This is a genomic window from Sporolactobacillus caesalpiniae, from assembly GCF_040513385.1.
Lineage (GTDB): Bacteria > Bacillota > Bacilli > Bacillales > Sporolactobacillaceae > Sporolactobacillus.
The window spans coordinates 537,612-561,625 of sequence record NZ_JBEVCB010000002.1; the positions used below are offsets into that span (position 1 = coordinate 537,612).

At 46.3% G+C, this 24,014-nt stretch carries 21 protein-coding genes; 2 read left to right on the forward strand and 19 right to left on the reverse strand.

The features are described 5' to 3' along the window. Positions 1-542: 542 nt before the first annotated feature. From ABWW58_RS05965 to ABWW58_RS05990, 6 genes are all read right to left on the reverse strand, one after another. The gene (locus tag ABWW58_RS05965; protein ID WP_093672396.1) at positions 543-920 is read right to left on the reverse strand and encodes a phage holin family protein; all 378 of its coding nucleotides are present in this window, start codon (positions 918-920) and stop codon (positions 543-545) included. 5 nt (positions 921-925) lie between these two features. Beyond that, complete coding sequence (locus ABWW58_RS05970; protein ID WP_093672394.1) at positions 926-1,117, reverse strand: PspC domain-containing protein; 192 nt, start codon at positions 1,115-1,117, stop codon at positions 926-928. Between the two features lie 95 nt (positions 1,118-1,212). Continuing rightward, positions 1,213-4,107, reverse strand: coding sequence for an excinuclease ABC subunit UvrA (uvrA, locus tag ABWW58_RS05975; RefSeq protein ID WP_353868269.1), 2,895 nt, complete (start codon positions 4,105-4,107; stop codon positions 1,213-1,215). A 7-nt stretch (positions 4,108-4,114) separates the two neighbouring features. After that, a complete protein-coding gene (gene uvrB / locus ABWW58_RS05980; protein ID WP_353868270.1) occupies positions 4,115-6,085 on the reverse strand; it encodes an excinuclease ABC subunit UvrB in 1,971 nt (656 codons plus the stop codon). A 251-nt stretch (positions 6,086-6,336) separates the two neighbouring features. Continuing rightward, positions 6,337-6,627, reverse strand: a complete 291-nt coding sequence (locus tag ABWW58_RS05985; RefSeq protein ID WP_353868271.1) for an AbrB/MazE/SpoVT family DNA-binding domain-containing protein — start codon at positions 6,625-6,627, stop codon at positions 6,337-6,339. Between the two features lie 417 nt (positions 6,628-7,044). Further along, positions 7,045-8,244 carry a cell division protein gene (locus ABWW58_RS05990; protein WP_353868272.1) on the reverse strand — a complete coding sequence of 400 codons (1,200 nt, stop codon included), beginning with the start codon at positions 8,242-8,244 and terminating at the stop codon, positions 7,045-7,047. 245 nt (positions 8,245-8,489) lie between these two features. Here ABWW58_RS05990 and ABWW58_RS05995 point away from each other — a divergent pair, with 245 nt between their 5' ends. Next, the gene (locus ABWW58_RS05995; RefSeq protein WP_353868273.1) at positions 8,490-8,720 is read left to right on the forward strand and encodes a hypothetical protein; all 231 of its coding nucleotides are present in this window, start codon (positions 8,490-8,492) and stop codon (positions 8,718-8,720) included. A 230-nt stretch (positions 8,721-8,950) separates the two neighbouring features. Here the strand turns inward: ABWW58_RS05995 and ABWW58_RS06000 are convergent, their stop codons facing one another. The 7 genes from ABWW58_RS06000 to hpf all read right to left on the reverse strand — a co-directional run bounded on the left by ABWW58_RS06000 (position 8,951) and on the right by hpf (position 18,629). After that, positions 8,951-10,411: a S41 family peptidase gene (locus tag ABWW58_RS06000; RefSeq protein ID WP_353868274.1), complete on the reverse strand. Its 1,461-nt coding sequence runs from the start codon at positions 10,409-10,411 to the stop codon at positions 8,951-8,953. 174 nt (positions 10,412-10,585) lie between these two features. Next, positions 10,586-11,479, reverse strand: a complete 894-nt coding sequence (gene ftsX, locus ABWW58_RS06005) for a permease-like cell division protein FtsX (RefSeq protein ID WP_353868275.1) — start codon at positions 11,477-11,479, stop codon at positions 10,586-10,588. Next, positions 11,469-12,164, reverse strand: coding sequence for a cell division ATP-binding protein FtsE (ftsE, locus tag ABWW58_RS06010; RefSeq protein WP_093672378.1), 696 nt, complete (start codon positions 12,162-12,164; stop codon positions 11,469-11,471). The genes ftsX and ftsE overlap by 11 nt, the downstream gene beginning before the upstream one ends. A 406-nt stretch (positions 12,165-12,570) precedes the next feature. After that, on the reverse strand, positions 12,571-13,467 hold the full coding sequence (locus ABWW58_RS06015) for a YitT family protein (RefSeq protein ID WP_353868276.1): 897 nt from the start codon (positions 13,465-13,467) through the stop codon (positions 12,571-12,573). A 518-nt stretch (positions 13,468-13,985) separates the two neighbouring features. Further along, positions 13,986-15,084 (reverse strand): peptide chain release factor 2 gene (gene prfB / locus ABWW58_RS06020; protein WP_353868277.1). Its coding sequence is split into 2 segments (ribosomal slippage): positions 13,986-15,020 and positions 15,022-15,084, totalling 1,098 coding nucleotides; the frame shifts between segments, so codons are not numbered across the junction. 28 nt (positions 15,085-15,112) lie between these two features. Next, on the reverse strand, positions 15,113-17,632 hold the full coding sequence (gene secA, locus ABWW58_RS06025; RefSeq protein WP_353868278.1) for a preprotein translocase subunit SecA: 2,520 nt from the start codon (positions 17,630-17,632) through the stop codon (positions 15,113-15,115). Positions 17,633-18,086: 454 nt separating this feature from the next. Further along, a complete protein-coding gene (hpf, locus tag ABWW58_RS06030) occupies positions 18,087-18,629 on the reverse strand; it encodes a ribosome hibernation-promoting factor, HPF/YfiA family (protein WP_353868279.1) in 543 nt (180 codons plus the stop codon). A gap of 412 nt (positions 18,630-19,041) precedes the next feature. Here hpf and ABWW58_RS06035 point away from each other — a divergent pair, with 412 nt between their 5' ends. Continuing rightward, the gene (locus tag ABWW58_RS06035; protein ID WP_353868280.1) at positions 19,042-19,179 is read left to right on the forward strand and encodes a hypothetical protein; all 138 of its coding nucleotides are present in this window, start codon (positions 19,042-19,044) and stop codon (positions 19,177-19,179) included. Between the two features lie 159 nt (positions 19,180-19,338). On the opposite strand, the gene fliT is transcribed toward ABWW58_RS06035, so the two are convergent. From fliT to ABWW58_RS06065, 6 genes are all read right to left on the reverse strand, one after another. Further along, positions 19,339-19,683 (reverse strand): flagellar protein FliT, encoded by a 345-nt coding sequence (gene fliT, locus ABWW58_RS06040; protein ID WP_353868281.1) that lies wholly within the window; start codon positions 19,681-19,683, stop codon positions 19,339-19,341. 1 nt (position 19,684) lies between these two features. Further along, complete coding sequence (gene fliS, locus ABWW58_RS06045) at positions 19,685-20,080, reverse strand: flagellar export chaperone FliS (protein WP_353868282.1); 396 nt, start codon at positions 20,078-20,080, stop codon at positions 19,685-19,687. A gap of 28 nt (positions 20,081-20,108) precedes the next feature. Next, on the reverse strand, positions 20,109-21,686 hold the full coding sequence (locus ABWW58_RS06050; protein WP_353868283.1) for a flagellar hook-associated protein 2: 1,578 nt from the start codon (positions 21,684-21,686) through the stop codon (positions 20,109-20,111). Between the two features lie 16 nt (positions 21,687-21,702). Then, positions 21,703-22,074 (reverse strand): flagellar protein FlaG, encoded by a 372-nt coding sequence (locus ABWW58_RS06055; protein WP_353868284.1) that lies wholly within the window; start codon positions 22,072-22,074, stop codon positions 21,703-21,705. Between the two features lie 206 nt (positions 22,075-22,280). Next, the gene (locus ABWW58_RS06060) at positions 22,281-23,417 is read right to left on the reverse strand and encodes a flagellin N-terminal helical domain-containing protein (protein ID WP_353868285.1); all 1,137 of its coding nucleotides are present in this window, start codon (positions 23,415-23,417) and stop codon (positions 22,281-22,283) included. 174 nt (positions 23,418-23,591) lie between these two features. After that, positions 23,592-23,945 (reverse strand): hypothetical protein, encoded by a 354-nt coding sequence (locus ABWW58_RS06065; RefSeq protein ID WP_353868286.1) that lies wholly within the window; start codon positions 23,943-23,945, stop codon positions 23,592-23,594. Between the last annotated feature and the right edge of the window lie 69 nt (positions 23,946-24,014).

Below are 24,014 nucleotides of genomic sequence, written 5' to 3' on the forward strand. Positions count from 1 at the left end.
GTCATCACGCCTCTGATCACTCAGGTGACACGCGTTCGGAAAGCCTAAAATCCGCCTGGCAAGGGCGTACATACCTGAAAGAGAAAAGGAACCTCCATTTCTTTCTGTCATTGCGCCGGTTTGTCATTCCGACGCTCTTTCAGGTTTATTAGAAAACTTGGCTTCGCCAAACCTCTGACGAAGGCAAAAAAAGCTTTGTTTTTTTTATGCTTTCCTACCAGAGGGTGTTCAAAAAGTCCGGGAAAAATTGCTGTCGAATCTCTGTGTCAACTTGTTTCTCCGCTCCTCACGTATCATTTGCATACGCTCTGGTGCTCGAAACTGCGCTTCCTTGATCTTCTCGGCTCTTTTTGTCCTCCTTTTTGAACAGACTCTACCAGTGTTCATAAAACCGGGCGAATCACCCGATCACCAGTCACATTTTCTTCATTTTACCACAGATTCATGGCTTGGAAAAATTTAGCGATGGGGCTGAATATCTCTTTAGCTCGAAACAAATTTTCATCTAACTTAACATGTCTTAACACACAAAAGCGGCGCAATTAGTCACGCCGCAAAGGTTTAATAATCAAGTTTTGAATGATCAGCTGGCAAATTGCCATGATAATCGCCACAATCAGCGCACTGCCGAATCCGTCCAGCTGAAACGCCGTCCCCATGATGGTTGATGTCAGCAGCAGCATCAACGCATTAATGACAAAAATAAAGAAGCCTAGGGTCAGCACAGTTGCCGGCAATGAGAGCAAAATAAGTATGGGTCGAATAAATAAATTAAGAAATGACAAAATGAGGCTGGCCGCAAAGGCAGCGCCGACGCCGGAAATCTGTACCATCGTATGAAGATAACCGGCAAGAGTCATTAAGATCACCATGTTAATGATGACGTTAAGCAAGGTCTTCGCAAACCAGTTTTTAAACAAATGCGTCACACTCTCTCCGGAATAATAAGATAAGCAATAAAATAGCCCAAGATGCCAGGAAACCCAAAGGATACTAAGCATAGAATAACAAACACAAGACGGACAAGCGTCGGATCGATGTTAAAATAGTCACCAATGCCTCCCAGTACTCCACCAAGGACCTTGTTGTCTGCAGATCGGTATAATCTTTTCGTCATTAATATCCCCCCCGCCTAATACATCCTATTCCACTATACCCTTTCATCATGCAGGGTAACAAGGAATTTTTCCCATTTTATGGGGAAAATCGATGTCACACGCGCAGCTGATCGCTTTTTTCAGCCACGAGTTGTTGCGTCCGGAGATGTTTCTCCATCCGCTCGCGATCCCGCTCCAGCACCGGTTTCAAATACTTGCCGGTATAGGATTCCTTGGTTTCCGCGACCTCCTCAGGTGTTCCGGTTACGACGATCGTTCCGCCGCCGTTTCCTCCCTCCGGACCAAGGTCAATCAAATGATCCGCGCATTTAATCACATCAAGGTTGTGTTCAATAATCAGCACACTGTCGCCGCTGTCGACGAGCGCTTGAAGCACGACCAGCAGGCGAGAAATATCGTCCATATGCAAACCGGTTGTCGGTTCGTCCAAAATATAAAGGGCGCGGCCCTTGGTTCTGCGATAGAGCTGAGAAGCGAGCTTCACACGCTGCGCCTCACCACCGGAAAGCGTGGTCGCCGGTTGGCCAAGTCGGATGTAACCGAGCCCGACATCAAACAACGGTTCCAGTCTTCGTTTAATCCGCGGCACATTTTTAAAGAACTCCAAACCTTCCTCAACGGTCATATCGAGTACATCTGCAATTGTTTTGCCTTTATAGGTAACATCAAGAGTCTCACGATTGTAACGTTTGCCATGGCATACCTCACAAGGCACATAGACATCCGGCAAAAAGTGCATTTCAATTTTAATAATGCCGTCGCCGCTGCATGCCTCGCATCGCCCGCCTTTGACGTTGAAGCTGAAGCGTCCTTTTTTATAGCCGCGTACCTTCGCTTCATTCGTCGCCGCGAACACTTCACGAATCATATCAAACACGCCGGTGTAGGTCGCCGGATTCGAACGCGGCGTGCGCCCGATTGGCGCTTGATCGATCTGAATGACGCGATCCAATTCTTTGATTCCTTTAATTTGTTTATATTCGCCGGGGGCGTCGCGGCGCCCATGAAGTTTCTGAGCGAGCGCTTTGAACAGTACCTCATTAACCAGTGTACTTTTTCCTGATCCGGAAACACCGGTTACAACCGTCATAACACCCAATGGAAAACTGACGCTGACATTTTTTAAGTTATTCGCTTTCGCCCCGATGACCTTGATCGCCCGCTTCGTCACTTTTCTGCGCGTCGCGGGAACCGGGATAAACTTGCGACCCGACAAGTATTGTCCGGTCAGCGAATTTTCATCACGCATAATCTCCTCAGGAGTACCCTGCGCTGTGATCCGTCCGCCATGTTCGCCGGCGCCGGGGCCAACATCAATGATGTAATCAGAGGCAAGCATGGTATCCTCATCATGCTCGACGACGATCAATGTGTTCCCGAGATCACGCATTCCAAGCAGCGAGTGGATCAGGCGGTCGTTGTCACGCTGATGAAGACCGATCGAAGGCTCGTCCAATATATAGAGTACACCCATAAGCTGCGATCCGATTTGCGTTGCGAGACGTATTCGCTGCGCCTCACCGCCTGACAGTGTTCCCGCTGCTCGGCCCAAAGTCAGATAATCAAGACCGACGTCAATCAAGAACTGTGTCCTTTGCGTGACTTCACGAAGAATCAATCGAGCAATCGTCTGCTCCTTCTCCGTGAGTTCCAGCCCGTTAAAGAACGAAAGCATTTCCCGAATCGGCATTTCGGTCACTTCACTGATGTGCTTGCCGCCGATCTTCACCGCCAGCGCTTCCGGGCGAAGCCGGTGGCCGTGACACGTTGGGCACGGCTTTTGCATCATATATTCGGACATCTGCTCGCGAATATAATCGGAACTGGTCTCCCTGTATCTGCGCCCGATATTGTTGATCACGCCTTCGTAATACATATCTTTATCGCGGACATCGCCAAATTCATTCTCATAATGAAAATGAACTCGCTCTGTTCCCGATCCATATAAGATAAGGCGCAATTTATCCTTTGGCAGCTCGGATACCGGAATATTCATATCGATACCAAAGTGCGCGCAGGCAGCCTTGAGCAGCTGCGGGTAATATTGCGAGCTCGTCGGTTCCCAGGCGAGGATCGCGCCTTCAGCCAGCGTTTTTGAATGGTCGGGGATGACCAGATCGGGATCTACCTCCATGCGTGAACCCAAACCATCACAGTCCGGGCAAGCGCCAAACGGACTGTTAAAGGAAAAAAGTCTCGGCTCAAGTTCACCGATTGAAAAGCCGCAATAGGGGCAGGAATGCTGTTCGGAAAAGAGCAGTTCTTCTCCGCCGATAATATCGACGACCACACGGCCATCGGTCAGTTTGGTCGCCGATTCTAGTGAATCAGCGAGCCGCCCCTCGATGTTCGGCTTCACCACGATACGGTCAATGACCACATCAATGGAATGCTTTTTATTTTTTTCAAGCTTAATTTCTTCAGCAACCTCGCGCATTTCGCCATCGACGCGCACGCGTACATAGCCTTTTTTCTTAATTTCCTCCAGCGTCTTAACATGCGTCCCCTTCCTGCCTGAGATGATTGGCGCAAGAATCTGCAGTTTCGTCCGTTCCGGAAAGACCATGATTCGGTCGACCATTTGTTCAATCGTCTGTGACGTGATTTCAATGCCATGCGTGGGACAGAACGGGTGACCGATTCGCGCAAAAAGCAGGCGCATATAGTCGTAGATTTCCGTTACCGTCCCCACAGTCGAACGGGGATTGTGGCTCGTCGTCTTCTGATCAATAGAAATCGCCGGTGACAAGCCTTCGATCGCGTCCACATCAGGTTTGTTCGACTGACCGAGAAATTGGCGCGCGTAGGCAGACAGGGACTCAACATAGCGCCGCTGCCCTTCTGCATAGATCGTGTCGAACGCGAGTGACGACTTGCCGGAGCCCGACAACCCGGTAACGACGACCATTTTGTCACGTGGAATTGTGACATTGACATTTTTTAAGTTGTGTTCACGTGCGCCTTTAACAACAATATTTTCAAGTACCATCTGCGCGTTATCCCTCCGCCTTCAGTTCATAGAGTGCGTCTCTAAGCTCCGCCGCACGCTCGAAATCAAGTGACTTTGCCGCCTGCTTCATTTCTTTTTCAATACTTATAATCGCTTTGTTGCGCTCGTTCTTCGTCAACTTTTGCTTTTTCTTCTTGCCGGAGCCATTTGATTTTTCCACATCATGGGTCGCCTTAATTAAATCCGGAATCGACTTTTGGATGGTTGTCGGCGTAATATGGTGCTCCTCATTGAATGCTTTTTGGATTGTACGGCGGCGGGCCGTTTCATCCATCGCCATACGCATTGAATCCGTAATCCGGTCCGCATACATAATGACGCGCCCATTTGAATTTCGCGCTGCGCGGCCAATCGTTTGGATCAAAGAACGCTCCGAACGAAGGAAGCCTTCCTTATCGGCATCCAGAATAGCGACGAGCGAAACCTCCGGAATATCCAAGCCTTCACGAAGCAAGTTAATGCCGACCAAGACATCAAATTCGCCTCGCCTCAGATTACGAATGATCTCAATCCGATCAAGCGTCTTAACCTCCGAATGCAAGTAATTGACTTTAATGCCCATACCTTTCAGGTAATCCGTCAGGTTCTCTGCCATCTTCTTCGTCAGCGTTGTCACAAGAACACGTTCTTGTTTCTTAATTCGAATATTGATCTCGTCGTACAGGTCGTCAATCTGGCCTTTGATCGGACGAATTTCAATCTCAGGATCAAGCAGCCCTGTCGGCCGGATAATCTGTTCCACCGGTGTTCCCGAGTGCTCCAATTCATAGTCTGCAGGTGTTGCGGAGACATAGACAATTTGGTTGACACGCTCTTCGAATTCCTCGAATTTCAGCGGCCGGTTATCCTTCGCCGAAGGCAGGCGGAATCCATGGTCAACGAGCATGTTCTTTCGGGCCTGGTCACCGTTGTACATCGCGCGAATCTGTGGGAGTGTGGCGTGCGATTCATCAACCATAATTAAGAAATCCTTTGGAAAATAGTCCATGAGCGTATACGGTGATTCTCCCGGTTTTCGGAACGTCAAATGTCTGGAATAGTTCTCAATGCCTGAGCAGAAGCCAACCTCTTCCATCATTTCCAGATCATAGCGCGTGCGCTGTTCCAGCCGCTGTGCTTCCAGCAGCTTTCCGTTTTCGTTAAGTACGTTTAAACGGTCCTCAAGCTCTTTTTGAATATTCACGATTGCTCGTTTCATTTTTTCCTGGCCGGTAACAAAGTGAGAAGCCGGGTAAATGGCTACATGTTCGCGTTCACCGACAAGCTCTCCGGTCATCGGATCCATTTCCGTCAGGCGCTCAATTTCATCACCGAAAAATTCGACGCGAATACAGTGGTCGTCACGCGACGCCGGGAAGATCTCGACAACATCGCCGCGCACACGAAACGTACCGCGGGTAAAGTTTATGTCGTTGCGCGCGTATTGGATATCGACGAGCTGACGCAGCATCGCGTCCCGCTCCTTCACCATGCCCGGTCTGAGTGAGAGCACCATTGACCCGTACTCTTCAGGAGAACCTAAACCGTAAATGCAGGACACACTGGCGACAATAATCACGTCACGCCGCTCGAACAATGAACTTGTGGCCGAGTGGCGCAGCTTGTCAATCTCGTCATTGATGCTCGAATCTTTTTCGATATAGGTATCCGTCTGCGGAATATAGGCTTCCGGCTGATAATAATCATAATAGCTGACAAAATATTCAACGGCATTGTTCGGGAAAAATTCCTTGAATTCATTATAGAGCTGCCCGGCAAGCGTTTTATTGTGTGCAATGACCAATGTCGGCTTATTCACCTGAGCAATGACATTCGACATGGTAAATGTTTTGCCTGTTCCTGTCGCTCCAAGCAATGTCTGGTGTTTTTCACCGTCCATAATCCCATTGACGAGTGACCGAATCGCTTCCGGCTGATCACCTTGCGGCTGAAAATGGGACGCAAGCTGAAAATCCATAGTAACGTCCTCCAATCTTTTCTCGTTTTTCTATGAATAACGTGCATTATTTGTCCAAGATAGAAAAATTGTTTCTTAAATTATAGCATAACTACACAGCAGAAAGCGAACGGACATTCCCAATATTTTTCATCACCGCAGCTTAGCAGATAAAAGCATAAACAGGATAACCAGTACGGACTTTTTCTATGATTGAGCGAAATTAAAAAACTCCCATGGCAAAACGCCACAGAAGTTCTCTTCGGAATCATTTACGAATTAATATCTTCGCCAATATACTTTTCAATTTCATCCACAATTTTTTTTGCCACTTTGCGACTCAGAATCAGCTTTCCATTCGCAAGTACCAAATTATCCGGCGACACCTCATTCGTAATCTGGCATGCCATATTAGGCACATATTTTTTGAAAATAATCCGTTCATCTTCAGTGAAGATTTCGAGCGGATCACCCTCCTTGATATTCAAAGTTCTCCTAAGCTCAATCGGAATAACGACACGTCCTAATTCATCAACTTTACGCACAATACCCGTCGATTTCAATATATAGGTCCCTCCTCTCCATCTTATCCAGGCCAAGTCAAGCAGATGTTGTCTATTAATTATACTACCACGTTATAGGTATGACTGTGTAAACGGTTTAAAAAAAATAAACAAAAATTCACTTTACTGTACTCGATTTCAAATTCAGTCACTTTTTAACATTGGCAAGCACATATAAAAAAGAAAAGATTAGAGAAAACGAGTATAGCCGATCCGGCGCTAAAAGAACCACTACTAACGTCAAGTACGTCCCAGAGCGAATTTTCCTAGCAACTAACGATCATCCTCCACAATTCAACTGGTATCCTCGATCTGCGGGCAGCGCTTCATTTAGAGCCTTGGTTTCGATTTCATGGTATGTCGGTAAACACTTCTTACCTTTCCATTCCAAATCGATCATAGTATTCGAATTGACGTTCAACTATTTGTCTTTTGTTTTAATTTCCATTGGTCGTTTTCTAGGAAAAGCAAGCCGATCTTATAGTCATCGTCCTCATGAATCGGACCCTTCACGAAACGCTGCTCGCCAAAACGATCAATGACTTCAAGCTTGCAATACGCCGCATGCTTCTGAAGTGCATCATAGAATTCAAAGACACTGCCAACTTCCAGATCGTTCACACGCAAAATCTCCTCGCCCGGAATGATGCCCAAGCGCGCGCCAAGCGAATGAGGGATCACTCCGACTAGCCGCAGCCCCCTGTTCGGCATGACATAATAAAATGGGCGCGTCTCACGCAGGTGATGGTGATACCAGACAAGAACCAGGCGGCTTATAAGCGCGGCCGCACCACCCAGAACAACAAAAATGGGAAGACGAAGCAGACACGCTGCTCCGACAAAAATGGCGCTTATGCCGGATGTTGCCATCATCCATCGTGCCGTTTGGCGCACCGCCTGTTTTGGCAGCGAATGCGTGATTAACTGAGCGATCCCCACACCAAGCGGAAAAATCGCAAAGCCGAATGATGTGCCGTCAGAAACAAACGGCCATGGACCAATCGCCGGAATCGCGCCAGATACAGGAACAAGAAAAAACAGCGGAGCGATCCAAAGCTGACAAGCCTCCTGCGCGCCGACCAATCCGCCTCGATTGCTGCTGATGAGACGCGGTGATGTCTGATACGCCCCCCAAAAGAAAATCAACATTGTTTCGACAAGCAAACCAACAATGAGAAAGATACCAAAGGATAGGTAATCAATCGCGTGAATCTCTGCGATCCATCGATTAATCAGCGGATATGGAGTTTGGAATACCGGAATCAAATAAGCCGCGACAAGTGTCAGTCCGCCGGCAATGGCAGGCGACAGAAGACGTTGCTGGCAAGTAAGCAGCAAGACGGCATACGCAAGTGAAAACAGAGCAATCACCCCCGGCGCGAGGCTGACTCCGGCCACAATTAGCGCCAGAGATCCGATCAGCCCGACAATCAAACTTGGCAAGACACTTGCAAAGATCGTATTAAACATTCCATACGCCTTAACCCGGAACGAACACCGCTCCCTCCTCACCCGCTGCGCACTGTAAAGAAACAAAGCCAACACGAGCAGATACACTATTGGATTCACAAAAAATGTGGCAATGCCCGAAAAAACAAACCATACGATGTCCATCATCCTAAATTCCCCCACGACTGATTCCTGGCCAAAGACTCCACTTCACCAAAGCCATTCGATCCAATCTTCTTGATGTTTCGACAATAAATTATGAAATTCCTGCAATGTAATACTTTTCTTAATTATACATGAGGATTACCGACATGGGCCGATCAATCAGGAAATTTTTTACTGTAAAATGTGCACCACCCCCTATTCATGCATGGAATCACGGTTTTCGTGCATTGAACCGGGGTTTTCGTGCATTGGACCACGATTTTCGTGCATTGACGCATGATGTTCGTGCATTGCGTCGCGGCAATGGCTCCTTTCTTGCATTGAACCCGACTTTTCGTGCATTGAACCATCGATTTCGTGCATTGGCGCATGATACTCGTGCATTGAACTGGGGTTTTCGTGCATTGGATCACTATTTTCGTGCATTGAACTTCAGTTTTCGTGCATGGACTCCGCTCGCGCTATTATTTATGCATTGATTTCTGATTTTCGTGCATTGAACCGGAATTTTCGTGCATTGAATCATCATTTTCGTGCATTGGCGCATGATGTTCGTGCATTGCGTCGCGGCAATGGCTCCTTTCTTGCATTGGATCACGGTTTCGTGCATTGATCTAGGGTTTTCGTGCATTGCCCGGATGATCCATTGCTCAACAGAAGCTCAACAGAAAACAGGCACCGCCGAAGCAGTGCCTGTTCCCTATCTGGTTTACTTATTTAATTGTTTTTCAATGACCTTGATCGCGGCGTTCAACTGGCGATCATTTTTCTGATCCTTAATCGCCGTCAATGTCGCCTGCTGCAATGCATCGGCTGTTTTCTGGTTGATCACACCGGTGCTCGGTAATTTTTTATCTTGTTGGAAAGCTTTCACTGCCTGCACGGTTTCGGCGCTGAAGTAGCCATCAGCGCGACCCGGGTTGTGACCGGCCGCCTTAAGCATCTTCTGAGCGTCGGCTATAGTCGCGCTTGTTTCATCCGCCTTGAGCGTCTTACCTTTTTTAAGCGTGATCGGTGCGACATAGAAATAATCCGGCTGCTTCACGTTGATTGTCGGCTTGATACCCTTTTTGTGAATCCAGTTCGCATCCGGAGTCAGCCATTTATCGGTCGTCAGTTTCAACTCGCTTTTATCGGAAAGTTCGATGCCCTGCTGAACCGTCCCTTTGCCGAATGATTTGACGCCGACCAGCGGATACCCCGCCGCTTCATGAAGCGCGCCTGCGAGAATTTCGGACGCGGACGCAGATCCGCCGTCAATCAGGGCAGTAATCGGATAATCTTTCTTCTTCTTTAATGTCGAATAGAACGGCTGTTTCTTACCGGCGCGATCCTCGATTTGTACAATCGGTTTCTTTGACGGCACAAGCAGGTTGCCTATTTTCTCAACTGCCTGAAGATAGCCGCCGGGATTGCCGCGCACATCAATAATCAAGCCTTTCATTTGATCGCCTTCGAGCTTGTTCAGCGCCTTACTGAATTCCTGATCTGTATTTTCGTTGAACTGCGTAATCGCGATATAGCCAATCGATTGACCATCGCGCTTCAACATCTTGCTCTCAACCGTACGGATCGGAATCGTGTCGCGTTTAATGGCGAACGTCAATTCATCACTAACCCCCGGTCGTTTGATACCAAGACGGACAACCGTTCCCTTTTTGCCACGGATTTTATTGACCGCTTGATTAATATCAAGGCCATCCGTTGATTTGCCATTGATTTTCACAATCGCGTCCTTCGGCTTAAGCCCTGCTCTTTCAGCCGGCGATCCTTTAATCGGAGATACAACAGTGACCTGCTTGCCAACCATCTGGACTTCGGCCCCGATTCCTTGGAAAGACGAAGAAAGTGATTGTGTAAAGTCCGATGCCGTCTTCGCATTCATGTAGCTTGAAAACGGATCGTTTAGCGCTTCAATCATGCCCTTGATTGCACCGTCATACAGATCCGAACTGCTGATCTTCTGAAAATATTTATTCTCAATCAGATCATGGATCGCTTTCACTTTCGCCGTAGCCTTATCCGCCGCAGCCGAGCCATTTGTCGCCGCAGCAGCGGATTCCTGGCTGCGATTCTGGACAAAGCCAAACACCGCGTAAGAGCCTGCCGCTCCAACGAGCAGTGAGATCGCCATGAGCAAAGCGACCACTTTGCCACTGAACTTTTTCATAAAGAATTGCCTCCTCAATAAACACCGTTTTGCCGCAGTAAATCATCACTACGCAAACCGAACATTGCTCTTATCATACAACAATGTCCCATGCATGTCTTGCAGATATCCCTGCGACCGCCTTACCATCAAGCAAGGTAAGAAAAAAAGCCACCATACACAGCAGGCGGCTTATTAGACTTTCAAAAATTTTCGTACCGAACTCAGGCTGCCCCAAACGCCAATCAACGCGCCGATACCAACCAGAAGAATGCTCAGGTTCATCGTCATCGTGTGATATGGAATCAGTTTGATGAACATCTGCTGCAAGTTGCCCCCAAGACTATAATAGGCAAAACGGTACACAACCATAACCAAAACGACAGGAATGATTGATCCAAGAACGCCCATGACCAATCCCTCAATGAAATAGGGCCAGCGGACAAATGCATTTGTCGCACCGACAAGCTTCATAATTTCAATCTCGCGGCGACGCGCGACAATCGTCAGCTTAATCGTGTTGGCAATCAAGAATACCGAGGTAAACAGCAAGCCGATAATCAATACGATGCCCACGTTTCTCGCGATATTGATGAATTTGAACAGCTTCTCAACCGTCCCTTTTCCATAGCGCACATCCGTGACATTCGGAAGGTTTTTCACCACATTTGCGACATGTATCGTTTGTTCTGGTTTCTTCGTTTTTAAAATAAATGCGTTCGGAAGCGGATTCTCTTTCTGAAGATCCGAAAAGCTTTGCTTATCATTGCCAAGACTTTCCATCAAGCTGTTCAAGCCTTCCTTTTTTGACTGGAAGCGAACGGACTGAACATGTTTGATCCCCTTTAAATCATTCTCCAAAGCGGTTTGCTGCGGCTGCGTTATCGACTGATCAAGATAGACACGCACCTCAACGTCGCTTTCAATGTCGCCGGCGATTTTATTTAAGTTGAACATGACCATCAAGAATAGACCGACAAGCACGAGCGACACAGTAACCGCACTCACCGAAGCGAATGTCATCCACCCGTTTCGTCCGAGACTCTTAAAACTTTCATTGATGTGTCTTCGCAAAGTTCTAATCTTCATAGCCGTAGTCACCTTCCTGCTGATCACGCACAATCATACCGCCTTCAAGCGCCAAAACTCTGTGCCTGATTTTGTTGACAATTTCCCTGTTGTGGGTCGCCATAACAATCGTCGTCCCCTGCTCGTTGATCCGTCTGAACACATCCATAATCTGCCAAGATGTCTCCGGATCAAGGTTTCCCGTCGGTTCATCGGCAATCAGCACAGGCGGGCGGTTGCAAATCGAGCGCGCGATCGACACACGCTGCTGCTCGCCGCCAGAGAGCTGATCGGGAAATGAGCGCATCTTATGCTTCAGCCCAACCAGATCAAGCACCTCCATCACGCGACGTTTAATCTGCCTCGGATGCTCCTCAATAACCTCCAACGCGAACGCGACGTTTTCATAGACCGTCAGTTTCGGAAGCAGCCGGAAATCCTGGAACACAATTCCAATTTTGCGGCGGAAATACGGCACCTGCCGCTCTCTCAAATTCGCGATGTTCTTATTATTAATGAAAATCTTTCCACGCGTAGGCTTTAATTCTCTAATCACCATTTTTATAAAAGTCGACTTTCCCGCGCCACTTGGGCCGACGATGTAGACAAATTCACCTTGTTTAACAGACAGATCAATGCCGTTCAGCGCCATAACCCCGTTCGGATAGGCCTTCCAGACATTTTGCATCAAAATAACGTCATCCATAAAGTTCCTTCCCCCAAAGTCCTTTTTCTCCACATTTTGTCGTAAAACCAAAAAATCTGTCCGATAATACATTTCTATGTAAACCATTCGCATCAAACGCAAGAATGAGAGGGTTGGCATGATCAGAACCCCGTCCCGAATCAACCTAGACCAAGAATCCCATCCCCACGCGCGCCGAATGATACTGCCAATCAATCATTCACCATTATACCATCCAAACCCAACGGATTACCTATGAAAATTATTACATTTCAATTTCAAAACAGACACGCAAATGCAAAAATCTCGTCGAAAAATGTTTGATTCTGCGATTGCACACTAATGGCGAAGTTTTGGTACCGTTCAGCGCGGTTTCGTGCGAATCTCTTATTCTACGAAGAAAAGCGGGCCTTCGCCCCGCTTCTCCTCACGTTCTTTGATAGAATCCTTTACCGAATACCTCAGTCGCGTTTGTGATAATGAAGAAAGAATCGGAGTCAATCGATCGGACAAGCTGCTTCAGATGGGTCAGCTCGCCTTGCGACACGACCGTCATCAGCATCGGACGGTCGTCACCTGTGTAGCCGCCTTGGCTGGTGATACGCGTCACGCCGCGATCAATTTCGTCAAGAATCGCTTGGCGCATCGCCTCTTCCTTATCCGAAATGATCAGCGCCATCTTTTCCGTGTTGAAGCCAAGCTGCACCACATCAATCATTTTAGCAGTCAAATAGATACTGATCAGGGCATAAAGTGCCGCTTCAAGCGACATGAAGAACGCAGAGGTAATCACAATTAGTCCGTCCAAAATTGAGACGCATATACCGATTGACAGACCGCTGAATTTCTGTATGATTTGCCCGGCGAGCGCGGTTCCCCCGGTTGATCCGCGGCCACGGAACACAATACCCAATCCGATTCCGGTGCCGATACCGCCGAACAGCGCGCCAAGCAGCGGACTGTCTGTCGCCGCCGGCATTCCTGCCGTAAGAAATATAGAGAGCGGCAGCATGACTGTGCCGAGCAAGGTTTTCATCGCATAGTCCGCGTAACCGAAACTGCGGCCAAGTATGAGCAGCCCAATGACGAAAATCGGCACGTTCAATCCCCAAAGCACATAAGACGGCACCCAGCCGAGTGTCCAGTGAAGCACAATGCTGATCCCGGCGACACCCCCAGAAGCGATATGCGTCGGCAGCATAAACACATTAAACGTGATTCCAACGATAAAAGATCCGATGATGACCAATATATAGTCCATAACTAACGCCGTCTTGCCACGGGACGGCGCAACATGCTTGTCTCTTTTTTTTATTAAATGCATCCATAAGCTCCTTTTTCCAAATACAAACTAGTCGAATGCTCTTATTTTAATTCATCCGCAATAAAACGGTCAATTCACGACCGCGGAATTTTCCTCAAGAAATAAGAAATATCGGGCAAAAAGCGTACGGTCCTTTACTCCAAATGCCGATTTAAAAAATCAACCTTGTGCTTGAACAGACATTTCGGCTGCGCGTTCTTGGAAAAAAGAATGGCGCTCGTCCACCTATCGGTCTTTAATTAAATCCGGCGAGAGTAAAAATAAGCGGAGATTTTCCGGTTAGTTACATCATGGCGCTTGTTTCACAGGTAAATAAGGGTAAATTTTCCGCTTATCCACGGAAAATCCCTCCATTTTCATGTTTTTCGATGCGATAAGCGGAATTTTTCCGTCTATTTAAGCTATTTTTTCATTTATTTTCCAAATAAGCGGAATTTCTCCGTCTATTTCTCAGATTGGGCGTTAGCTTAAAAATAAAAGGAACCGGCTCAAGGCCGGTTCCTCCAGAATTTCACTTTTCACAAATGTAAACGCAGGTATGCGTCGATAAACGGATCGATGTCGCCGTCCATGACGCGGTTCACGTCGCCGATTTCAATATTGGTACGGTGATCCTTGACCATGGAATATGGGTGGAAGACATAAGAGCGGATCTGGCTGCCCCAGCCGATTTCCTTCTGCTCACCGTGGAGCGCGGCCATTTCGGCTTCCTTCTTTTCTTCCTCCAACTGATACAGGCGCGATTTCAACATTTTCATCGCCTGATCACGGTTTTGGAACTGCGACCGTTCCGACTGACAACTGACAACCACGCCGGTCGGGAGGTGCGTCATTCGCACGGCTGACGACGTCTTGTTGATGTGCTGACCACCGGCGCCGCTGGAACGGAACACGTCGACGCGCAAATCTTCCGGCCGAATATCAATTTCAATATCATCGTCAATTTCCGGCACCACTTCACACGATACGAACGATGTGTGACGGCGTCCGGCAGCGTCGAACGGCGAGATGCGCACCAAACGGTGGATCCCCTTTTCCGCCTTCAAATAACCAAACGCATCCGGTCCTTTGATCATCAACGTGACGCTCTTCACGCCCGCTTCATCACCGGGCAGATAGTCCAGCGTTTCCACTGCGAACCCCTTGTTCTCCGCCCAGCGCGTATACATACGCAGCAGCATTGACGCCCAATCCTGGGCTTCCGTACCGCCTGCTCCTGGATGGAGCTCCAGGATCGCGTTGTTGCGGTCATGCGGTCCGCTGAGCAGCAGCCGTGTTTCATATTTGTTGAACGCGGTCCGGGATTCTCCGAGCGATTCCTCCAGCTCAGCCTTCAGATCCGCGTCATCTTCTTCTTTGACTAACTCATAGGCAACCTGCAGATCTTCAAATTTGTTTTCAAGATCCGTCAGACTGTCGACCTTGCCTTTTAACTCATTGGACTCGTCGATCACCTTCTGGGCTTTCTCATTGTCATCCCAGAATCCGGGCATCGTCATTTTCTCATCCAATTCGGCGATCTTTGCCTTCTTGTTATCTAAGTCAAAGAGACCCCCTAAAGTCTTTGAGACGAGTTTCCATCTCATCAATTTCGTGTTTCATTTCAGATAAATCCATGTTCATCCTACTTTCCAAGTTCCACAGATCATTTTCCGTGGCAGTTTTTATATTTTTTGCCGCTGCCGCATGGGCACGGATCATTACGGCCGACATGTACCTTGCGTTTGATCGGCTTCTTCTTCACCGGTTCGTCATCCTGACCGCCGGAGATCACGCGCAGTCCATGAGTCACGCGTTCACGTTGAATCGGTTCCTCCTCGCGGATTTCCGCTTTCATCAGGAAGTTGACAATCTCTTCGTCAATGCTCGCAACCATTTCCTCGAACATCTTGAAGCCTTCGATATTATATGCGCGGTATGGGTCGACCTGACCATAAGCGCGCAGATAAATACCTTCGCGAAGTTGTTCCATCGCGTCGATGTGATCCATCCACTTCGTATCCACCGTACGCAGCGTGATCACACGCTCGAATTCGCGCATCCGTTCCGACGTGAACTGCTCTTCTTTTTCATCGTAACGAGCAATCGCCTTCGCATACAAATCGTCGATCATTTCTTCCGGATCCTTGCCGTCAAGATCCTTCAGAGTCAGCACGCCTTCATTGAAAATCTTCGCGTTCAAGTAGTCAATTACCGCTTGGAGATCCCATTCTTCCGGTACTTCCTTTTCCGGCGTATGCGCATGAACACTATTCTCAATGACCAGCTTGATCATGCCTTCAACATCCGGGCGCAGATTCTTGGATTCAAGAACCTCATTGCGCTGTTTGTAAATGATTTCACGCTGTTGGCGCATCACATCGTCGAATTTCAGCAATTGTTTACGCGCGTCGAAGTTGTTGCCTTCGACACGTTTCTGAGCCGCTTCCACCGACTTGCTGACGAGCTTACTTTCGATCGGTGATGTATCATCCATGCCGATCTTTTCCATCCAAGCTTTCATTTTATCGGAGCCGAACCGTTTCATCAAGTCATCTTCAAGCGACAGATAGAAACGCGATTCACCAGGATCGCCTTGACGACCAGACCGTCCACGCAGCTGGTTGTCAATACGGCGGGATTCATGGCGCTCCGTACCAAGGATGAACAGCCCGCCAAGATCAGCCACACCTTCGCCAAGCTTAATATCGGTACCACGACCGGCCATGTTAGTGGCAATCGTTACCGAACCGGTTTGTCCTGCATTTTCAATGATCTCCGCTTCACGCGCATGGTTCTTCGCGTTCAAGACATTGTGCGGAATGCCGTGCCTCTTCAGAAGTTTCGAAATCAATTCCGAAGTTTCAACCGCAACCGTACCGACAAGCACCGGCTGACCGCGATGATAGAGCGTCGTGATTTCATCAACAACCGCTTTGAACTTGCCCTTTTGCGTTTTATAGATCAAATCCGCATTGTCCACACGGATCATCGGTTTATTCGTCGGGATTTCAATAACATCCATGTTATAGATGCTCTGGAATTCTTCCTCTTCGGTCTTCGCCGTACCGGTCATACCGGAAAGCTTTTGGTACATGCGGAAGAAGTTCTGCAACGTGATCGTCGCCAGCGTCTTGCTCTCACTCTGGATTTCAAGACCTTCCTTGGCCTCAATCGCTTGGTGCAAACCTTCACTGTAACGGCGTCCCTGCATCAGACGACCGGTAAACGGATCGACGATGATAATCTCGCCGTCCTTAACCACGTAATCCTGATCGAGATGCATGATCGCGTGCGCCTTCATCGCTTCACTCACATGGTGATTGATTTGCACATTGGTATAATCATACAAGTTCTTAATACCGAAAAAGTTCTCCGCCTTGGTCATGCCTTCCTCAGTCAGCTGTACCGACTTCGTCTTCAGATCAACCGTGTAATCCTGTTTCTCAGACAGAAGACGCGCGAACTGATTAGCGCGCACATACAGATCCGTCGACTTCTCCGCGTTGCCGGAAATGATCAGCGGCGTCCGAGCCTCATCGACTAAAATGGAATCCACTTCATCGACAATCGCGAAACTGAGCGGGCGCTGAACCATTTCTTCTTTATAGAGCACCATGTTGTCACGCAGATAATCGAAGCCGAACTCACTGTTCGTGCCATACGTAATATCAGCGCCATAGGCTTCCTTCTTCTCCTCAGGGCTCAGACCGTTAACGTTCAAGCCAACCGACAAGCCAAGAAAATTGTACAGCAGCCCCATCTGCTCCGCATCACGCTTCGCCAAATAATCATTGACCGTAACCAGGTGCGCGCCCTGACCCGCCAGCGCATTCAAATAAAGCGGCATCGTCGCAACGAGCGTTTTACCTTCACCGGTTTTCATCTCGGCGATATTGCCTTGATGCAGCGCAATCGCACCAATCAACTGAACATAATACGGCGTCATGCCAAGAATACGCGTCGACGCCTCACGAACCACCGCGAACACTTCCGGCAGCAGATCATCAAGCGTCTCGCCATTCTCCAAACGCTGCTTGAATTCCGGCGTCTTCGCCTGCAACTCATCATCACTCAGCGCCTTCATTTGATCGGCATAGGTTTCAACCACATGCGCGATTTTCTCCATCTTGCTGAGCTTGCGGAGGCTTGTATCTCCTAAAACTCGTTTGAGCATTCCTATCATGCCTGCATACACCTCATTTAAGATTTCTGATTGAGCGCCACGTACCCGCGCCATCAGTAACAATCGTCTTTATCATGCGTTCACGTATGAACCTGTCCGAAAAATTCCTACATCAATATGTCCTCTATTTTAACAATATTCGCCCACGGTGACAATTACCCGCAACGAAAAACACACAATCCCATGAGTTCTCCATTCACCCTCATCCATACGTTCGCCCGCAAAGTCCCTTTTTCGGGGCAACGCCAGTTCTATTAGGCAAATTCCAACAGCTTCCATTATACGGCAAAACGAATGCCAAGAAAACCGTCTCGGAAAAAGCAGCTTAAGCAAATGAGCTGCTCGGAATTCCGAATTCAGTGCAGCAGCCTGCGCGTGTGCACAGCCAAGAATCCGAAAGGGGGAGATTCGCGTGTGCGAATCTCCCCCCAGCTGTATAGTCAATCATTTTTCGTTATTCTTGATCGATTAATCCAAACCGTCCGTCTTTGCGGCGATACACAACCGCGGTCGAATCATCTTCCGCATTATTGAAAACGAAGAAGGAGTGACCAAGCATATCCATCTGTAGGATCGCCTCGTCAACCGTCATCGGCTTAAACACAAAATGCTTCTTACGAACAACATCAAGCGCTTCCTCATCTTCAACCGTCTTCGTTACCGTGCTGCCTGCATTTTGTAACGCCTGCTTCGCACCTTGGCGGTTCTTGCGGTTGAGTTTCGTTTTGTGCTTTTTGATCTGACGCTCAAGCTTGGAAACAGCCAGATCAATCGCTGTGTAGAGATCTTCCTCGCCTACTTCAGCTCTCAGGAGAAGGCCTTGCAGCGGAATCGTTACTTCAACGACCTGTTCTTTGTTATGAACACGCAAATTCACACGCGCGCTCGTTTCAATAGGTGCATTGAAGTACTTTTCCAACTTGCCGATTCTTTTCTCTGCGTAATCCTGCAAAGATGATGTCACTGTGATGTTTTCCCCGCGAATAATAATATCCATGAGAAAGCCTCCCTTCAATACTATATACATTCGCTATTCCCATCCCAATTCCTTCCCAAACATCAAAATAGTTTTACAACAACCGCTTTCTTTTATCTATTTTCGACAAAACCAGCCTTTTTAAACTTGCTATCAAATTCATGCAAAATAGGTATCAATCATATGCAATATTCCAATTGAAATACAGGCGTCAAATGCGCTACATTGTATTGACGCTGCCTGTTATAGCACATATAATGATAACGCAAACAGGAAATAATAATGCGGCAATTCACACGAAGTTGTCCAACATTTTCCTTAATCAAATCATGAATTTAGTGTCAGACTATCTAACACTTCAACACGTATATGATTCATAACGCAAAGGGTATAAGTGCGACGGTGACCATATCTCATAAAAGGGGTTTTGACCATGTCAGTCAAAAAAGAAGAAATCATTGAATTGTTCGAAAAGCTCAATGAAGACGAAAAAGAATCCACCTACAATTACTTGCAATTCCTCGCAAGTCTGAATACAGAACCCGAAAAAGCAGCCGTAGCTGCCGACTAAATAGAATCCAGAATTCAGTACCCGATCGTCCATCCGTTAATCCAAGCGGGTGGACGATTTGTTTATCTGGAGAAAAATCAATAACGAATCAATGAACTTAGTGTATGAAAAAATGGGCGATTGGTGAAAAATAAAAAATCACCGCCTCAGCAGTGACATTTACTCCCGCTTATCCAAGAACATGCCGTCCTTAGTCGGGCCACTATATGGATTGCGATAGCGATTGACCGTCTTTTTTCTGTGTCGGAATTGGCTCATGTCATTCGTAATCTCTTGCTTAATCAACTGAAGCGATTGATCAATCCGTTGATTCATCGATTCAATCTCTCGTCCAATCTGACGATCCGAATCATTGCAGTGATCCGGCAATCCCTTCAAAAGCGTTTCTCGCGCGTCAAGCAGCTGTTGCAACTTCTCGATAAACGCATCGCGATCCTCACGCTCATACCCCTTAATCAATTCATCCAACGCAACCGTCTGATCATAAATCTCCTGTAAAACCATCTTAGGCTCGATCCCGCTTCGGTTGATTCTTCTGCGTGATTTCAATGACTTGCTTCCACGTATCACGAAATTCAGCGACAAATCCTTCGACTTCATCAAGAATTGCCGTATCATTCTTAATGTTCGCTTCAATCAATCGACGATTCATATAATCGTACATTTGCATCATACTCTTGGATACAGGTTGTTTTTGATCAAGGGTGACCATGAGTTCTCGAATAATTGCTTGTGCCTTTTGAATGTAGATGTTTTTACCTTCTATGTCTTCTTCTGAAATCGACAATTTCCCTTGGCGAATAAACTTAATACATCCATTATAAAGCATCAACGTCAACTCACCCGGAGTTGCCGTTAATACGGAATTTTGTTGGTAGCTTTTATATGCACTTGCCTGCATTTTTTGAACCTCCTAAAAAAGGCTAATCTCATGAACTCGTAAACTGCGACAGGTAAGAAGCTTGGCTGTTCGCCTGCTGAATTGCGGCCTCCATTGCATCGAATTGGGTATAGTATCGCGTTTGGATATCCTGAAGACGCAGCTTAAAGGCATCAATTCGATCATTCATATCGTCAATTGATTTGCCCATTGAATACTGAGTATAGACCATATTTGTGTTTCCGGCTTTATCCTCAATCTGATCCATTGTATTTTTCAAGGTTGTATTCAAGCGCTGCATAATGCCTTGTTCAGAGGTGGTATCACCTGTCTTTGTAAACAGTTCCATGACCGCCTGAGGATTGGTACTAATGGCTTGCTTCAGTTTATCCTCATCAATGATCAGTTTGCCATGATCAAGGTAATCACTGCTGGTCGTTATGCCGATTTCAGCCAACTGATCCATATTTGTGTTGCTTGTCCCATTTACCGGTGTATATAAATTAGTACGCAGCTGGCTTAATGCACCGCTTAGAATACTGTCATTAGCGAGCATTCCAGATTTAGCTTTATCTGTCCAACTCGTGATATCAGAATCTTTCATGGTTGATTTTTGAGCATCAGTTAGTGGAGCGTAATCACGATTACGTTTTTCTGAAATCTTATCATTGATTTGCTTGATCGTGTCGTTGTATTTACTTACAAAATCTGCTATGGAATTATACACCGTATCCGTGTCATTATTAACTTGAACTCTTGTATTCGAGCCCACCCCTTGAAGGGTGTAGGTAACTCCACCCAGAGTAAAAGTATTTGTGGAACGATGTGTCGATAGGCCGTTTAATGTAAATTCAGCATCTTTTCCCAGAGTTTCCCCGCTCTGCGACAGTTTTAACGTATCTGTTAAAAAAGCACTTCCATTGAAATATATCGCATGTCCTTCAGTTGCAGATCCAGACAAATCTCCAGTATCCGTCCGTGTCATTGAGACTGTTCTAGTAGCAGAATCATAATATGCATTAACACCAATACCCGATGAAGAAATTGCAGAAAGGATTGAATTTAGCGACATACTTGACGGAAAGTCAAACTCTTTATCAATTTTATTTCCACTCGTGTTATATGTCGAAATAGTGAAACTAATGGTTTCATCAATTGAACCTGATAACTTAGGTGCCTGACTTGATAGACTTGCATCAGCATCAAATGAATCATCTTCTGATGTTATTTCTCCCCCAACGTTATAAGCAGATGTCGCCAGTTGTGTAACCGAAATCATATTTGACGCATTTCCAGCAGTTGCACCTGCTGTTGCAGTAACAATACTTGAATTACTGGATGTTGCGTTTTTTTTCATATATGTTCCTTGCAATTTCATATTTTGAGTAACCGACTGCAAGTTGCTTAATAATGTATTCATCGAACGATAATCATCACGTTGCCACTCTGTCAACTGTAAATTCTGCTGCATCTGCACAAGCGGCTGGCTTTCAGCTGTCATTAGCTTAGCGACAATGCTATCAACATCAATGCCACTTGCCAGTCCGCTCACTCGGTTTGTATTGGTCGCCCCAATCATACTATTGATTGAATCGATTGAAACACTGCTTGAACTTGAATCCGCCATGCTGCTCACCTCTTAATTAAACTCTTTTATTAACAATTAATCCTAACTTTTCAGCAATTGCCGCGTACATGTCCATAAATTTTTTCGGCGGTATTTCCCGGATCACTTGATGTGTTCTAACATCCTCGACCTGCACATAATACTTGTTTAATTTATCATGGAGTACATAGTGCATTTCTGTCAATTCCGGATTTAACAGCTTATTTGCTTCTGAGACCAAATCATCCAGTTGTTCTTTATTAAAAGATGGATAGGTTCTCTCCTCTTGTATTTGCTGGTTTCCAATCGGTTGATTGTGCGTTTGATTGGTTTGTGTATCCTTTTGTATTGAATTTTTTCCATTGCTCTGATTCTGCAAAGCTACATCAAGTGAAACATCGCCGCTCATGTCCAGCCCTCCCAAAGCTGCAACTTTTCTTCTACCTTAAATATCGGTATCATTAATAAAAAGTTTAGACGACTTATTTTTTCGTTTCAACAGTTCTCAAACTTTGCGAAAACTTTTACCAAAATAAAAACGAATCTCCAATAACTCAGAGATTCGTCTTTATTTTGCTATCACTTTAAATGTTACTTCAAGCTGCTACCATCAATTTATCTCAGAAGTTGAAGAACTCCTTGAGGAAGTTGGTTCGCTTGAGCAAGCATTGACTGGGCAGCTTGATTCAGAATGTTATTCTTCGTGAAGTTACTCATTTCTTTAGCCATATCAACGTCACGGATACGTGATTCAGCGGCCGTCAAGTTTTCTGAAGATGTGCTCAAATTATTGATAGTATATTCCAGACGGTTCTGCCAAGCACCTAGTTGGGAGCGTTGGCCAGAGACTTCTCTAATCGCTGCATCAATAACTTCGAGATTATCATCAAAAGTCTTTGTCGAAACATTCACTGAATTAACGTTTGCTACATTTGCATTTGCTGCAGTTGCACCTAAACTAGTAGCTTTCATATTGCCAATTGAAATATCAAGAGTTGTATTTTCATTAGCACCTATTTGGAAACTAATTTGGTTACCTGTAGTTTCGATAGTTTTAGTGTCCAGACCAACAGTCGTCAAGTTAGCATCAGCACCAAAAGAAATCGAAACACCCAGTGAATCAAAGTTTAGTGTTGTTCCTGCCGAAATATCAGTTGTATCTGCAACGGATAATGTTTGACTAACTCCACTATTTGTTCCAGCAATTGTTAGACTATTTGCTGCTACAGTAAAAGTTAAGGTTTCACCAGATGCAACTCCAGATGTACTAACAGTGATGCCCGCAGCTTGTAAACCAGCAATCGTTTGCGTACCGTCAGCTGCTTGGACGCCTAAAGATCCATCAAGTAAATTCTTTGTATTAAACTGTGTCTTATCACCAATTCGTGTAATTTCAGAATTCAGCTGATCAATTTCTTTTTGAATTTCCGATAGATCATCAGGTGTATTCGTTCCGTTATTTGACTGAACCGCCAATTCACGCATACGTTGAAGAATTGAATGGGTCTCATTCAGCGCGCCTTCAGCTGTTTGTAAAAGTGAAATGCCATCCTGAGAGTTTTTTGTAGCCATATCCAACCCACGAATTTGACCACGCATTTTTTCGGAGATCGCGAGACCCGCAGCATCGTCACCGGCACGGTTGATACGAAGACCTGAAGACAGTTTTTCAAGAGACTTCTGAGTAGCTGCTGTGTTTTTGCTCAAATTGTTGAGCGTGTTCAACGCAGCAATGTTGTGATTGATAATCATAAATAGTTTCCTCCTTGAATTGTGAATTCCCACGTCCATGTGGAATAGTATTTTGGCAATCGGGAAGGCGCCTTCCCAACCGCCTTACAATCTATATATCGTCATTAGGAAAAAGATGTTTAGTAGACTAGGATATTTTTTCATATTTTTTAACAGTATACTCATCTGCCTGAGTTACCACTTTCTAAGTATCTCTTCCACTTTCCCTTTATCCGCTTGTCCATTTGTCAGGAACACATTAGGAATCCCTTGTGCATAACCGCGTACGTTCTCCGCACCAAATATAGCTGCAACACGTTGGCATGTTTGGATAAATGGTGAAGCCTTCTTTGTCTGATTAAGGTGCATATCTTTATCATACAACCACTTATCTGCTGCCCCTTCTTCATAACCAATCACAGAGAATTTAACTTTATCTTTACCCATTTTATGCCGAGCAGCAAGTATGCTGCGATAAATAAAATCATCTGAAGGAAGCGAGTATCCTGCAAAAATGATGTGTTGAGCATTTTCAATGCCCACCTTCATGTCGCTTTGAATTTCTTCCTAAAACTTGAAAGATAGAAAAGTGTCCCAATCCTTTGCTGGTTCTATGTT

Excerpts from the sequence above, each read along its gene's own strand:
- fliS (WP_353868282.1), bottom strand. The coding sequence starts at position 20,080 with ATGCAGGCAAGTGCATATAAAAGCTACCAACAAAATTCCGTATTAACG.
- hpf (WP_353868279.1), bottom strand. The coding sequence starts at position 18,629 with ATGGATATTATTATTCGCGGGGAAAACATCACAGTGACATCATCTTTG.
- ABWW58_RS05990 (WP_353868272.1), bottom strand. The coding sequence starts at position 8,244 with ATGATGGACATCGTATGGTTTGTTTTTTCGGGCATTGCCACATTTTTT.
- ftsE (WP_093672378.1), bottom strand. The coding sequence starts at position 12,164 with ATGGATGACGTTATTTTGATGCAAAATGTCTGGAAGGCCTATCCGAAC.
- ABWW58_RS06015 (WP_353868276.1), bottom strand. The coding sequence starts at position 13,467 with ATGCATTTAATAAAAAAAAGAGACAAGCATGTTGCGCCGTCCCGTGGC.
- ftsX (WP_353868275.1), bottom strand. The coding sequence starts at position 11,479 with ATGAAGATTAGAACTTTGCGAAGACACATCAATGAAAGTTTTAAGAGT.
- ABWW58_RS06065 (WP_353868286.1), bottom strand. The coding sequence starts at position 23,945 with ATGAAGGTGGGCATTGAAAATGCTCAACACATCATTTTTGCAGGATAC.
- ABWW58_RS06060 (WP_353868285.1), bottom strand. The coding sequence starts at position 23,417 with ATGATTATCAATCACAACATTGCTGCGTTGAACACGCTCAACAATTTG.
- uvrB (WP_353868270.1), bottom strand. The coding sequence starts at position 6,085 with ATGGATTTTCAGCTTGCGTCCCATTTTCAGCCGCAAGGTGATCAGCCG.
- ABWW58_RS05970 (WP_093672394.1), bottom strand. The coding sequence starts at position 1,117 with ATGACGAAAAGATTATACCGATCTGCAGACAACAAGGTCCTTGGTGGA.
- secA (WP_353868278.1), bottom strand. The coding sequence starts at position 17,632 with ATGATAGGAATGCTCAAACGAGTTTTAGGAGATACAAGCCTCCGCAAG.
- fliT (WP_353868281.1), bottom strand. The coding sequence starts at position 19,683 with ATGGTTTTACAGGAGATTTATGATCAGACGGTTGCGTTGGATGAATTG.
- ABWW58_RS06035 (WP_353868280.1), top strand. The coding sequence starts at position 19,042 with ATGTCAGTCAAAAAAGAAGAAATCATTGAATTGTTCGAAAAGCTCAAT.
- ABWW58_RS06050 (WP_353868283.1), bottom strand. The coding sequence starts at position 21,686 with ATGGCGGATTCAAGTTCAAGCAGTGTTTCAATCGATTCAATCAATAGT.
- uvrA (WP_353868269.1), bottom strand. The coding sequence starts at position 4,107 with ATGGTACTTGAAAATATTGTTGTTAAAGGCGCACGTGAACACAACTTA.
- ABWW58_RS06055 (WP_353868284.1), bottom strand. The coding sequence starts at position 22,074 with ATGAGCGGCGATGTTTCACTTGATGTAGCTTTGCAGAATCAGAGCAAT.
- ABWW58_RS06000 (WP_353868274.1), bottom strand. The coding sequence starts at position 10,411 with ATGAAAAAGTTCAGTGGCAAAGTGGTCGCTTTGCTCATGGCGATCTCA.